Genomic DNA, 12,548 nt, shown 5'->3' on the forward strand with positions numbered 1-12,548 from the left:
GGGAGGGCCTTGTGGCGGATGTTCGGCGTCCCCGCTCGAACTCCACACCCGGTCGACGACGTGCGTCGGCTGAATCGCCAAGTGTCATATAGCGGACACTTTGCCGAAAGGAACCCATAGTGCTTATCGCACAGCGTCCAACGCTCACCGAGGAAAGCCTCTCCGAGAACCGCTCGAAGTTCACGATCGGACCACTCGAGCCTGGCTTCGGCTACACCCTCGGCAACTCACTGCGTCGCACCCTGCTGTCCTCCATCCCCGGAGCAGCAGTCACGAGCATCCGTCTCGACGGTGTCCTCCACAAGTTCACCACCATCCCTGGTGTGAAGGAAGATGTCACCGAGATCATCCTCAACATCAAGCAGCTGGTCGTCTCCAGCGAGCACGATGAGCCGATCACGGCCTACCTCCGCAAGACCGGAGCAGGCGAAGTGACGGCGGCTGACATCTCGGCACCTGCCGGTGTCGAGGTGCACAACCCGGAGCTCGTCATCGCGACGCTCAACGATGACGCCAAGTTCGAGCTCGAGCTGACCATCGAGCGCGGCCGCGGCTACGTGTCGGCGACCCAGAACCGCAACGAGTTCTCCGAGGCCGGTCAGGTCCCGATCGACTCGATCTACTCGCCGGTTCTCAAGGTCACCTACCGTGTCGACGCGACCCGTGCCGGGGAGCGCACCGACTTCGACAACCTCGTCGTCGACGTGGAGACGAAGCCGGCTATCTCGCCGCGCGACGCGATCGCATCTGCCGGTCGCACGCTCGTCGAGCTCTTCAGCCTCGCTCGCGAGCTGAACGAGCAGGCAGAGGGCATCGAGATCGGCCCAGCGCCGGTCGACGCCGTCCTCACCAACGAGCTCTCGATGCCGATCGAGGATCTCGATCTCTCCGTGCGCTCGTACAACTGCCTCAAGCGCGAGGGCATCAACACGGTTTCCGAGCTCGTCGCTCTCAGCGAGACGCAGCTCATGAACATCCGCAACTTCGGTCAGAAGTCGGTCGACGAGGTGCGCGACAAGCTCACCGAGCTCGGCCTCTCGCTCAAGGACTCGGTTCCCGGGTTCGAGGGTGCTCACTTCTACGGTGCCGGCGACGACACCGGCGAGTACGTCTAAACAGACCTGCCCGCCAGACCGACTTCACACGAAAGAGAATGACGAATGCCTAAGCCCAACAAGGGTCCTCGCCTCGGAGGCGGCCCCGCACACGAGCGCCTCATGCTCGCTACGCTCGCGGCGCAGCTGTACACGCACAAGCGCATCCAGACGACTGAGACGAAGGCCAAGCGCCTCCGTCCGCTCGCCGAGCGCCTGATCACCTTCGCGAAGCGCGGAGACATCCACGCTCGCCGTCGCGTGCTGCAGATTGTCACCGACAAGACCGTCGTGCACGAGCTCTTCACGGAGATCGCGCCGCAGATGGAAGGTCGCGAAGGCGGGTACACCCGCATCATCAAGACCGGCTACCGCAAGGGCGACAACGCCCCCATGGCAGTCATCGAGCTCGTTCTCGAGCCCGTCACGCCGAAGGCCTCCGCAGTGAAGACGGCTCCCGCCGCAGCTCCTGCCGAGCCTGAGGTCGACGAGCCCGCGACCGACGAGGTCGACGCAGCCGCAGGCGACACGGAGGCTTCCGAGCCGACGACCGACGGCGGAACGCAGCCTTCCGAGGCTGCAGACGCTGCTGAGTCGGACGCTGACGCGAAGGCCGACGACGCCAAGTAGTCGAAGCTGATCGTCGAAGCCCCCGAGCAATCATCGAGATTGCTCGGGGGCTTCGTCGTGTCGTCGATAAACCGGCTCGGGTAAGGGAGGATGGGCGCATGGGGCACGGGCGAGGCAGCACACGGTTCCGTCTGGACATCGCCTACGACGGGACCGCATTCAGCGGATGGGCAGCGCAGCCGGAGCTGCGCACCGTGCAGGGTGCCCTCGAGGACGCCATCAGGCTCGTCGCACGGGAGCTTCCCGACGGTCCGCTGCTCACAGTCGCGGGCCGCACTGACGCTGGGGTCCACGCGACGGCGCAGGTCGCGCACCTCGACCTCGATGACCTCGGGGTCGAGAACGTCCGCCGCCGGTCCAGCGACGAGGTGTCCGACATCCTGCTCCGTCGGGTGAACGGGGTTCTCGGTCGTGACAGCGACGTCGTGATCGCGGGGGTGGCGCCTGCGCCGGAGGGGTTCGACGCTCGGTTCTCGGCGATCTCCCGAAGCTACGAGTTCCGCATCGCAGATCGCCGAACCCCGCCGAACCCCATCGAGCGGCACCGTACAGCCGTCGTCCCCCGAGAACTCGACGCAGCACTCATGCAGGTCGCCGCAGACAAGCTCATCGGCCTCCACGACTTCGCCGGCTTCTGCCGACCACGCCCGAACTCCACCACGATCCGAACCTTGCAGCGCTTCGACTGGGCACGCGACGACCAGGGCGTCGTGGTCGCGAAGCTCGAAGCAGATGCCTTCTGCCACTCCATGGTCAGGTCGCTCGTCGGCATGTGCGCTGAGGTCGGGGCCGGGCGCATCCGACTCTCGGACGTGCCGCAGCTGCTCCAGGCGACGGAACGAAGCAGCGCCTTTCCCGTCTTGTCGGCGAAGGGGCTCACGCTCACGGGAGTGGGCTACCCGGCGGACGCTCATCTCCGTGAGCGCCAGGCCGTGACGAGGGCGCAGCGGCCCGCGCTTCGTCTTGTGGAGCCGCTCACCTAGCCTGCGTGCGCCGAGGGGGCGATCTACATCTCTCGACTGATTCCCAGGAATCCTCGGAGGGTCCAGACTGGAGTCATGGTCGACCTCATCAGCTACGCAGCGCTGGCCCTGCCAGTCGCCGTCTTCGCCGTGCTGAGCGTGGTCGGCAGGCTCTGGCCGAGAGCCATCGTGCCGGCGGCCTGGACAGCCCTAGGGGTGGCGATCCTCGTTCTCGCGTATGCGCTGCTGAGCATCCTGATGCCGACGTTGGATCCGACCGATCCCGACGTCTTCCTCGGCTCCTTCTTCTTCTCTGCATCGCTCATCGCCGGGGGAGTTGGAACCATGCTCATGGTCGGCGTCTTCGGTGCGGCCGCCCGGTTCCGGACGGTTCGAGCGCGACGCCTTGCTGCCCTGTCGGTCTGAGATTGCGCCCGGGCGGCCACTGACGTAAGCTACTCAAGTTGTCTGCACTTCGGTGTCGGCTTCGAAGTTGAGCCCTCGACGGTGACGTTCGTGGTGAGGCCTCCCCGGGAGAACCCTTCCCGGAGGCTCAACCGCAACCATCACGACCGAGTGGGATTCACGACCTCCTCATTTCGACGAAAGGTGCACATCCATGCGCACGTACACACCAAAGGGCGGTGACATCACCCATGACTGGGTGGTCATCGACGCGACTGATGTCGTTCTCGGCCGGCTCGCAACCCACGCGGCAGCTCTGCTCCGCGGCAAGCACAAGGCAACCTACGCTCAGCACGTTGACATGGGCGACTTCGTCGTCGTCATCAACGCAGAGAAGGTCGCGCTGACGGGCTCCAAGCTCCAGAAGAAGCTCGCCTACCGCCACTCGGGTTACCCGGGCGGACTGACGGCGACCTCCTACACGGAGATGCTCGAGAAGCACCCGACGCGCGCCGTCGAGAAGGCGATCCGCGGCATGCTCCCCAAGAACACGCTCGGACGCAACCAGCTCAAGAAGCTCAAGGTCTACGCAGGTGCAGAGCACCCGCACGCAGCCCAGCAGCCGAAGCCGTACGTCTTCGACCAGGTTGCCCAGTAGCGGCCCGAGCTAGGAAAGAGAACACAGTGGCAACCATCGCAGAGTCCATCGAGCAGCCGCAGAGCTACTCGACCGAAACCCCCGAGGCAGAGGCGGCCGTCCAGGCTCCTCGTCCGGCACTCACCGTTCCCGGTGCAGCCGTCGGCCGTCGCAAGCAGGCAATCGCCCGCGTGCGCCTCATCCCGGGAACCGGCACCATCACGGTCAACGACCGTGACATCGCCGACTACTTCCCGAACAAGCTGCACCAGCAGCTGATCAACGACCCGTTCACGATCCTGAGCCTGGGTGGCGCGTACGACGTCATCGCACGCATCTCGGGTGGCGGACCTTCCGGCCAGGCCGGTGCGCTTCGTCTCGGCATCGCACGCGCTCTCAACGAGATCGACCGCGAGAACAACCGCCCCGAGCTCAAGAAGGCTGGCTTCCTGTCACGCGACGCTCGCGTCAAGGAGCGCAAGAAGGCCGGACTCAAGAAGGCCCGTAAGGCGCCTCAGTACTCGAAGCGCTAAGTCCAGACATTTCGAATGCCTAGGCTTTTCGGAACGGACGGGGTTCGTGGGCTTGCGAACGACCACCTCACGGTCGAGCTCGCCCTCAGCCTCGCCCAGGCCGCTGCCATCGTGCTCGCGACATCAGCTCGCGAGCACGGGCGGCGGCCTCGTGCTGTTTTAGCCCGCGATCCGCGGGTTTCAGGTGAGTTCATCTCTGCCGCCGTGGCGGCGGGACTCGCCTCCTCTGGCGTCGACGTGCTCGACGCGGGGGTCATCCCGACGCCCGCAGCGGCGTTTCTCACCGCCGAGATCGGGGCCGACTTCGGCGTCATGATCTCGGCCTCCCACAATCCCGCGCCTGACAACGGGATCAAATTCTTCGCTCGCGGCGGTCGAAAGCTCGCCGACGACCTCGAGAACCAGATCGAGGCGCTGCTCGGCGGGGAAAAGCTCACCCCGACGGGAGCTGGGGTCGGAAGCATCGAGCGTTTCGCCGATGCCGAAGACCGATATGCCCTGCACCTGCTTCGCAGCCTGCCGCTCCGCGAGGACGGCACCTCGCCACTCCGTGGACTCCACGTGGTCCTCGACTGCGCGCACGGTGCCGCGGCCGGCGTCTCGCCCGAGGTCTTCACTGACGCGGGCGCTCAGGTCACGGTCATCGGCAACGCGCCGAACGGACTCAACATCAACGAGGGTGTCGGATCGACGCACCTCGGCGAACTCGCTCGCACGGTCACGGAACTCGGAGCGGACCTGGGCATCGCCCACGACGGAGACGCCGACAGGTGCCTTGCCATCGACGCCGACGGCAAGGTCGTCGACGGCGACCAGATCATGGCCATCCTCGCGGTCTCCATGCGTCGGCGCGGCGCGCTGCGCGAGGACACCCTCGTCGCCACCGTCATGTCGAACCTCGGCCTCAAGATCGCGATGCGTGAAGCCGGTATCCGCATGATCGAGACCAAGGTCGGTGACCGGTACGTCCTCGAGGAGCTGAACGAGCGGGGGCTCGCCCTCGGCGGGGAGCAGTCCGGACACGTCATCCTCACCGACTTCGCCACGACGGGAGACGGCATCCTCACCGGTCTGCACATCGCGGCCGAGATGCGGCGAACCGGCAAGACGCTGGCCGAGCTCGCGTCCGTCATGCGCGTCTACCCGCAGGTGCTCATCAATGTGCCCGGCGTCCGCAAGGAGGACTGTGCGAGCGACGAGCCTCTCCAGGCCGCGGTCGCCCAGGTCGCCCTCGAACTCGGTGAGACCGGACGCGTCCTGCTGCGGCCATCCGGAACGGAGCCGCTCGTGCGCGTCATGATCGAAGCGGGGGAGCAGGAGACCGCGCAACGTCACGCCGAGGCTCTCGCCGCAGTTGTCCGTGAGCGGTTGGCGCTCTAAGGTCCGCGCTCCGCGAGGTCTCTGATCTCGAGCCGCTCGGACAGAATCTCAGAACGAGGTCCCGCTCCACCGTCATCTGGTGGAGCGGGACCTCTTTCTCGTTCTGCGGGACACCTCTTGACCTGCCAGCTTCGAAGCGGCCAACCTCAGAGAGTCTCTCGGTCCCGGCTCCCACCCGAGTGTGAGAAAGAAACAAGCGCCGAGGCAAAGTTTTGGTGACAATCTCGCATCTGGGGCTTCTCGCGTAGATAAGCTCAACACGCGGAAATCCCGCCACACCTAAGGAGCTCTCCATGATCGAACGCAAGATCACCGTCGCCTCGGAGCACGGACTTCACGCACGTCCCGCAGCGATCTTCGTGCAGGCAGCCACCGAAGCCGGCGTCCCCGTGACGATCGCCAAGGGCGACAAGAGCGTCAACGCGGCCAGCATCCTCGGTGTCCTCTCACTTGGCGTGTCCAAGGGCGACGAGATCACCCTCTCCGTCGACGGCGACGAAGCTGTCGCCGACCAGCTCGTGACTCTCCTGGAGACCAACCACGACGCTTGAGCCGCCGCGCGCGCTCATGGCCGTTCGGCCAATTCTTGAAATCCGGGAACGGTCACACTGACCTTTCCCCTCCTATCCCCGCGCATGGGGATTGCTTGGAGCAATAATGACTGCAGAAGCCACAACGGCAACCCAGCAGAAGGGTGCCCGAGTCGGCGTCCAACGCTTCGGTGCCTTCCTCTCCGGCATGGTCATGCCGAACATCCCGGCGTTCATCGCCTGGGGCCTCATCACCACCCTGTTCATCGAATCCGGTTGGCTCAACCTCCTCTTCCCGGAAGGCGCCTCCGTGTGGGGAGTCCTCGGCGGCTGGGGCGAGAACGCAGACGGCGAGGCGAACCTCGGGCTCGTCGGCCCGATGATCACCTACATGCTTCCCCTTCTCATCGCCTACCAGGGCGGCAAGATGGTCTACGACACGCGAGGCGGCGTCGTGGCAGCGATCGCGACCATGGGCGTCATCGTGGGCGCAGGAATCCCGATGTTCATCGGCGCCATGATCATGGGCCCGCTCGCAGCGTGGATCATGAAGAAGGTCGACAGCATCTGGGACGGCAAGATCCGCGCCGGCTTCGAGATGCTCGTCAACAACTTCTCGGCTGGCATCCTCGCGATGCTCCTGGCTCTCGCCGGGTTCTTCGCGATCGCTCCAGTCATCACGTGGCTCACCGAGCGCCTCGGTGAAGGCGTCGACTTCCTCGTCGAGGCCGGTCTCCTCCCGCTCGCGAGCGTCCTCATCGAGCCCGCGAAGATCCTCTTCCTCAACAACGCAATCAACCAGGGTGTGCTCACGCCGCTCGGTATCGCGCAGGCTGAGGATGCGGGGAAGAGCATCCTGTTCCTCCTCGAGGCGAACCCGGGCCCCGGCCTCGGTCTGCTCCTCGCGTTCTGCTTCTTCGGTGTCGGCGTCGCACGCGCCAGCGCACCCGGCGCAGTCATCATCCAGTTCCTCGGCGGCATCCACGAGATCTACTTCCCGTACGTGCTCGCCAAGCCCGCTCTGATCCTCGCCGTCATCGGCGGTGGCGCGACGGGTGTCCTCACGAACGTGATCTTCGGCTCCGGCCTCGTCGCTCCGGCCTCGCCCGGATCGATCTTCGCGATCCTGATCATGACGGCCCCGGGAAGCCACATCGGCGTCATCCTGTCCGTCATCCTCTCGGCGGCGGTCACCTTCGTCATCGCCGCGGCGATCCTCCTCGCCTCGCGCAAGAAGGATCTCGCTGCCGACGCGTCCGGAGCCAACAGCTTCGCCGACGCCGTCGCGCAGACCGAGGCGAACAAGGGCAAGAAGTCCGATGCGCTCTCCGGCCTCGCCACTCAGGCAGGCGGCGGGGGTCTCGCGACCGACACGCGCACGATCACGAACATCGTGTTCGCGTGCGACGCCGGAATGGGCTCGAGCGCCATGGGCGCATCCGTGCTCCGCAACAAGATCAAGAAGGCCGGAATCGAGGGCGTGACGGTCAAGAACGTCTCCATCGCGAACCTCGACAGCACGCCCGACCTGATCGTCACCCACCAGGACCTCACCGACCGGGCGAAGCTCAAGTCCCCAGAAGCCATCCACGTCTCCGTGGAAAACTTCATGAACAGCCCCCGGTACGAGGAAGTCGTGGCTCGACTCTCCAACAGCTGAGCTGCTGAAGATTCGGACACCCAACGAAAGGAACCCTGAAGTGGCAGACGTACTCAGCCTTGACAGCATTCGCCTCGGCGGAACCGCGCGCACGCGAGAAGAAGCCATCACGGAAGCGGGTGAGCTGCTCGTCGCGGCTGGCGCCGTGACGCAGGACTACATCCAGGCGATGCACGACCGCGAGCAGAGCGTCTCGACGTTCATGGGCAACTACCTCGCAATTCCGCACGGCACGAACGAGGCCAAGGACACCATCCTCGGCTCCGCGCTGTCCGTCGTCCGGTACGACGAGCCCATCGACTGGGGCGGAAACGAGACCCGCTTCGTCATCGGCATCGCAGGCAAGGACGGAGGCCACCTCGAGATCCTGTCGAGCGTCGCCATCGTGTTCAGCGACGAGGACAACGTCGAAGCTCTCCTCAAGGCGGAGACGCCGGAAGAGCTGGCGCAGCTCCTTGGGGACGTGAACGAGGAATGAAGGCAGTCCACATCGGCGCGGGCAACATCGGTCGCGGCTTCATCGGGCTCGTCCTGCATGAAGCCGGGTACGAGGTCGTCTACGCCGACGTCAACGCCGATCTCATCGGCGCGCTCCAGGCCGTCGACACCTACACGGTGCACGAGGTCGGGCCTGCAGCGAAGAGTCACGTCGTCGATCGCTTCAGGGCGATCAACTCGGCGACGCACGAGGACGAGGTCGTGCAGGAGATCGCCACTGCCGACATCGTCACGTGCGCCGTCGGGCCGAACGTGCTCCGCTTCATCGCGCCCGTCATCCGCAAGGGCCTCGCGGCCCGCGCGGCTGACGCGCCGAAGCTGGCGGTCATGGCGTGCGAGAACGCGATCGGTGCATCCGACACGCTCAAGGGTCTTGTCCTCGAAGGTGCCGAGGAGCTCGACGCCCGTGCGGTCTTCGCCAACACGGCCGTCGACCGCATTGTCCCAGAGCAGGCCGTTGAGGGCGTCGACGTCACCGTCGAGGACTTCTTCGAGTGGACGATCGACCGGACACCGTTCGCTGGTGCCGAGCCGAGCATCCCGGATGCCCACTTCGTGGACGACCTGAAGCCGTTCATCGAGCGCAAGCTCTTCACCGTGAACACGGGGCACGCGACTATCGCGTACCACGGCTTCGTGGCGGGCGCGACGAACATGCAGGACGCGCTGGCCATCTCTGCGGTCGCGTCCGAGGTCGAGGCCGCGCTCGGTGAGACGAGCCGCGTGCTCGTGTCGCAGTTCGGGTTCTCGGAAGAGGACCACGCCGAGTACGTCGCCACGACGCTCTCGCGCTTCGCCAACCGCGATCTGCCGGACCAGCCCGCACGTGTGGGCCGACAGCCGTTGCGCAAGCTCTCCGCGAAGGAGCGCTTCGTGCGGCCTGCCTCGGAGGCCGAGGCTGCGGGACTCCCGTACGACGCGCTCGTGCGAGCGATCGGTGCGGCTCTCCGCTTCGACTTCCCGGCCGATCAGGAGAGCGTCGAGCTGCAGCAGAAGCTCGCGACGCTCGACGCGGAGACGTTCACGCGGGAGGTCACCGGCCTCGAAGGCGGCGCGCTCTTCGCGGCGGTCGTCGCCGAGGTCGAGCAGGCGCAGGCCGAACGCGTGGCCGCGTGATGTTATGACAGCTGGTCTGTCGTGAAGAAGCCCCTCCCGAGTTCGCTCGGGAGGGGCTTCTTTCTTCTTCCGGGTGCCCGTCTCTGAAGCGTCCCGTCGTCGGTGCCCTCGCCCGCTCCGCCGCCGTCTGCGTCGTTGTCGCCTCGGGATGGGAAAGTCCCTCCTATGGCGAGAAGTTTCCAGCACGAAGCGACTTTTCCATCCGGAGACGACGGGCGGGCGGGATGAACCCTCAGGGGGCTCAGACCTTGCGGAGCAGGACGCTGCGGACCGTGTGGTCGCTCGACTTCCGCAGCACGAGCTGAGCCCGTGACCGAGTCGGCATGACGTTCTCGCGCAGGTTCGGACCGTTGATGCGCGACCAGATGCTGCGGGCGTGCTCGAGGGCCTCATCCGTGCTCAGCTCGGCGAAGCGGCGGAAGTACGAGCGAGGGTTGGTGAATGCCCCTCGCTGCAGCGACAGGAAGCGCTGCTCGTACCAGCTCGCGATGTCCTCTGATCGGGCGTCCACGTAGATGGAGAAGTCGAACATGTCGCTCACCGCGAGCGAGTGAGCGCGGGGCGGCTGAAGCACGTTGAGGCCCTCGACGATGAGCACGTCCGGGCGATTGACGACGATCTCCGCATCCGGGACGATGTCGTAGCTCAGGTGCGAGTAGAACGGCGCGCGCGCCTCCGCCGCGCCGCTCTTGACCTTCGTGATGAAGCGGAGGAGCGCACGCTGGTCGTACGACTCGGGGAAGCCCTTGCGCTCCATGAGCCCGCGTCGCTCGAGCTCGGCGTTCGGGTAGAGGAAGCCGTCCGTGGTGACGAGCTCGACTCGGGGCGTGTCCTCCCAACGGCGGAGAAGCTCGCGAAGCAGCCGCGACACCGTCGACTTGCCGACTGCGACCGAGCCGGCGACACCGATGACGAAGGGCGTGGAGGCGCTGCGCTCGCCGAGGAAGCCGCTCGTCGCACGGTGCAGCGAACGAGCGTTCGAGACGTACAGGTTGATGAGGCGGGAGAGCGGCACGTAGACGTCGCGCACCTCGTCGAGGTCGAGGTGGTCGCCGAGGCCGCGCAGCCTGATGAGGTCTGATTCGTCGAGCGACATCGGCGTCGAGGGTGCGAGATCGGCCCAGTCCTGGCGGAGGATCTCGACGAAGGGCGAGTCTCCTCCGCTGCGCGGAATCTGACCAGTTGCGGACATAGAAGGCGAGTCTAGTGCGGTGTCCGGCCCCGGAAGAGCGGTGCCCCTAAGATGGCCCGTATGTGCGGAATTGTTGGTTACGTTGGTCCACGAGAGAGCCTTGACATCCTGATGGGCGGCCTCGCAAGACTCGAGTACCGGGGGTATGACTCCGCAGGTGTCGCGGTCATCGACGACGAGGGACGGATCGAGACCCGCAAGCGTGCGGGCAAGCTGAAGGTGCTGCGCGATGACCTGGAGCGCAACGCGCTGCCGGATGGCCATACCGGCATCGGCCACACCAGGTGGGCGACGCATGGTGGCCCGACGGACGCGAATGCGCATCCGCACCTCGCCGATGGTGGCAAGCTCGCCGTCATCCACAACGGCATCATCGAGAACTTCGCCGAGCTGAAGACCGAGCTCGTTGAGCTCGGCTACACCTTCGAGTCGGAGACCGACACCGAGGTCGCGGCCGTCATGATCGGCCACGTCTACCGCGAGGTGGGAAGCCTCGAGCAGGCGTTCCGCGCAGTGGTGCGCCGTCTCGATGGAGCGTTCACGCTCATCGCGGTGCACGCCGACGAACCCGGCCTGATCGTCGGTGCGCGTCTGAACTCTCCGCTTGTCATCGGGCTCGGCGACGGAGAGAACTTCCTCGGTTCGGACGTGGCCGCGTTCGTCGAGTACACGCCCCGCGCGCTGGCTGTCGGCCAGGAGCAGATCGTGCTCGTCCGTCCCGACTCCGTGAACATCACGACGTTCGATGGCGAGCCAGCTACTGCGGAGGCCTTCGAGGTCTCGTGGGACGCGTCAGCTGCCGAGAAGGGCGGCTGGCCGAGCTTCATGGCCAAGGAGATCGACGAGGACCCCGAGGCCGTGGCGAACACGCTCCGGGGCCGGATCGTGGAGGGCCGCGTGCACCTTCCCGACCTCGACGCGCTCGGGGAGGACTTCTTCAACGACATCCACCGCATCATCATCGTCGCGTGCGGCACGGCCGCCTACTCGGCCCAGGTCGGTGCGTACGCCATGGAGAAGTGGGCCCGCGTGCCCGTCCAGGTCGAGCTCGCGCACGAGTTCCGCTACCGAGACCCGGTTCTCGACTCCCGCACGCTGATCGTGTCGATGAGCCAGTCCGGCGAGACGATGGACACGCTCATGGCGGTCCGCTATGCGATGTCTCGCGGCGCGAAGACGCTCTCCATCTGCAACACGCAGGGCGCGACCATCCCGCGCGAGTCCGATGCGGTTGTCTACACGCATGCAGGGCCGGAGGTCGCTGTCGCGTCGACGAAGGCGTTCCTCGCCCAGATCACGGCGCTCTACCTGCTTGGCATCTACACGGCAACGATGCGCGGAACGATGGCGGATGAGCGCCGCGAGGAGCTCCTGACGGAGTTCCAGACGATCCCGGAGAAGGTCCGAACGGTCCTCGGTGTTCGGGAGCGCATCCACGAACTCGCGAACTGGATGGCGGACACCCGCTCCGTGCTGTACCTGGGGCGCAACGTGGGCTACCCGATTGCGCTCGAGGGTGCGCTCAAGCTCAAGGAGATCGCGTACATCCATGCGGAGGGCTTCGCTGCCGGCGAGCTCAAGCACGGCCCGATCGCGCTCATCGAGCCCGGCCAGCCGGTCTTCGTGATCGTGCCGAGCCCTCGCCACGACGACACGCTGCACCCGAAGATCGTCTCGAACATCCAGGAGATCCGTGCGCGCGGAGCCCGAGTGCTCGCGATCTGCGAGGTCGGCGACGCGGCCGTGCTGCCGTACGCGGACGAGGTCATCGCGGTTCCCCCGACGGAGCCCTTCTTCGAGCCGCTGCTCGCGGTCGTGCCGCTCCAGATCTTCGCGATCGAGCTCGCGACGGCGAAGGGGCTCGACGTGGATCAGCCTCGCAACCTGGCGAAGTCCGTCACCGTCGAGTAG

Annotated in this window: 13 protein-coding genes; 12 read left to right on the plus strand and 1 reads right to left on the minus strand. The window is 66.0% G+C overall.

Translation table 11 applies throughout. The features are described 5' to 3' along the window. Positions 1-119: 119 nt before the first annotated feature. From GV007_RS05230 to GV007_RS05280, 11 genes are all read left to right on the plus strand, one after another. Complete coding sequence (locus GV007_RS05230; RefSeq protein ID WP_104242647.1) at positions 120-1,115, plus strand: DNA-directed RNA polymerase subunit alpha; 996 nt, start codon at positions 120-122, stop codon at positions 1,113-1,115. A gap of 45 nt (positions 1,116-1,160) precedes the next feature. Continuing rightward, positions 1,161-1,724, plus strand: a complete 564-nt coding sequence (rplQ, locus tag GV007_RS05235) for a 50S ribosomal protein L17 (RefSeq protein WP_160071267.1) — start codon at positions 1,161-1,163, stop codon at positions 1,722-1,724. Positions 1,725-1,822: 98 nt separating this feature from the next. Next, complete coding sequence (gene truA, locus GV007_RS05240) at positions 1,823-2,707, plus strand: tRNA pseudouridine(38-40) synthase TruA (RefSeq protein ID WP_160071268.1); 885 nt, start codon at positions 1,823-1,825, stop codon at positions 2,705-2,707. Positions 2,708-2,782: 75 nt separating this feature from the next. Continuing rightward, positions 2,783-3,112 (plus strand): hypothetical protein, encoded by a 330-nt coding sequence (locus tag GV007_RS05245; protein WP_160071269.1) that lies wholly within the window; start codon positions 2,783-2,785, stop codon positions 3,110-3,112. Positions 3,113-3,305: 193 nt separating this feature from the next. Beyond that, on the plus strand, positions 3,306-3,749 hold the full coding sequence (gene rplM / locus GV007_RS05250) for a 50S ribosomal protein L13 (protein WP_104242639.1): 444 nt from the start codon (positions 3,306-3,308) through the stop codon (positions 3,747-3,749). A gap of 26 nt (positions 3,750-3,775) precedes the next feature. After that, positions 3,776-4,261 (plus strand): 30S ribosomal protein S9, encoded by a 486-nt coding sequence (gene rpsI, locus GV007_RS05255; protein ID WP_104242637.1) that lies wholly within the window; start codon positions 3,776-3,778, stop codon positions 4,259-4,261. 15 nt (positions 4,262-4,276) lie between these two features. Beyond that, the gene (glmM, locus tag GV007_RS05260) at positions 4,277-5,641 is read left to right on the plus strand and encodes a phosphoglucosamine mutase (RefSeq protein ID WP_160071270.1); all 1,365 of its coding nucleotides are present in this window, start codon (positions 4,277-4,279) and stop codon (positions 5,639-5,641) included. A 293-nt stretch (positions 5,642-5,934) separates the two neighbouring features. Further along, on the plus strand, positions 5,935-6,192 hold the full coding sequence (locus GV007_RS05265; protein ID WP_104242633.1) for an HPr family phosphocarrier protein: 258 nt from the start codon (positions 5,935-5,937) through the stop codon (positions 6,190-6,192). A gap of 106 nt (positions 6,193-6,298) precedes the next feature. After that, complete coding sequence (locus GV007_RS05270) at positions 6,299-7,831, plus strand: PTS mannitol transporter subunit IICB (protein ID WP_160071271.1); 1,533 nt, start codon at positions 6,299-6,301, stop codon at positions 7,829-7,831. Positions 7,832-7,871: 40 nt separating this feature from the next. After that, positions 7,872-8,309, plus strand: a complete 438-nt coding sequence (locus GV007_RS05275) for a PTS sugar transporter subunit IIA (protein WP_160071272.1) — start codon at positions 7,872-7,874, stop codon at positions 8,307-8,309. Further along, positions 8,306-9,445: a mannitol-1-phosphate 5-dehydrogenase gene (locus tag GV007_RS05280; protein WP_160071273.1), complete on the plus strand. Its 1,140-nt coding sequence runs from the start codon at positions 8,306-8,308 to the stop codon at positions 9,443-9,445. The genes GV007_RS05275 and GV007_RS05280 overlap by 4 nt, the downstream gene beginning before the upstream one ends. A 241-nt stretch (positions 9,446-9,686) precedes the next feature. On the opposite strand, the gene coaA is transcribed toward GV007_RS05280, so the two are convergent. Beyond that, on the minus strand, positions 9,687-10,637 hold the full coding sequence (gene coaA / locus GV007_RS05285) for a type I pantothenate kinase (protein WP_160071274.1): 951 nt from the start codon (positions 10,635-10,637) through the stop codon (positions 9,687-9,689). 60 nt (positions 10,638-10,697) lie between these two features. On the opposite strand from coaA, the gene glmS reads away from it, so the two are divergent. Further along, on the plus strand, positions 10,698-12,548 hold the full coding sequence (glmS, locus tag GV007_RS05290; RefSeq protein WP_160071275.1) for a glutamine--fructose-6-phosphate transaminase (isomerizing): 1,851 nt from the start codon (positions 10,698-10,700) through the stop codon (positions 12,546-12,548).

Source organism: Pseudoclavibacter sp. 8L (genome assembly GCF_902506465.1).
GTDB lineage: Bacteria > Actinomycetota > Actinomycetes > Actinomycetales > Microbacteriaceae > Pseudoclavibacter.

What these genes read in the sequence shown, in the direction of transcription:
- rplQ (WP_160071267.1), top strand. Translation starts at nt 1,161, where the DNA reads ATGCCTAAGCCCAACAAGGGTCCTCGCCTCGGAGGCGGCCCCGCACAC.
- truA (WP_160071268.1), top strand. Translation starts at nt 1,823, where the DNA reads ATGGGGCACGGGCGAGGCAGCACACGGTTCCGTCTGGACATCGCCTAC.
- GV007_RS05245 (WP_160071269.1), top strand. Translation starts at nt 2,783, where the DNA reads ATGGTCGACCTCATCAGCTACGCAGCGCTGGCCCTGCCAGTCGCCGTC.
- rplM (WP_104242639.1), top strand. Translation starts at nt 3,306, where the DNA reads ATGCGCACGTACACACCAAAGGGCGGTGACATCACCCATGACTGGGTG.
- glmM (WP_160071270.1), top strand. Translation starts at nt 4,277, where the DNA reads ATGCCTAGGCTTTTCGGAACGGACGGGGTTCGTGGGCTTGCGAACGAC.
- GV007_RS05265 (WP_104242633.1), top strand. Translation starts at nt 5,935, where the DNA reads ATGATCGAACGCAAGATCACCGTCGCCTCGGAGCACGGACTTCACGCA.
- GV007_RS05270 (WP_160071271.1), top strand. Translation starts at nt 6,299, where the DNA reads ATGACTGCAGAAGCCACAACGGCAACCCAGCAGAAGGGTGCCCGAGTC.
- GV007_RS05280 (WP_160071273.1), top strand. Translation starts at nt 8,306, where the DNA reads ATGAAGGCAGTCCACATCGGCGCGGGCAACATCGGTCGCGGCTTCATC.
- coaA (WP_160071274.1), bottom strand. Translation starts at nt 10,637, where the DNA reads ATGTCCGCAACTGGTCAGATTCCGCGCAGCGGAGGAGACTCGCCCTTC.
- glmS (WP_160071275.1), top strand. Translation starts at nt 10,698, where the DNA reads ATGTGCGGAATTGTTGGTTACGTTGGTCCACGAGAGAGCCTTGACATC.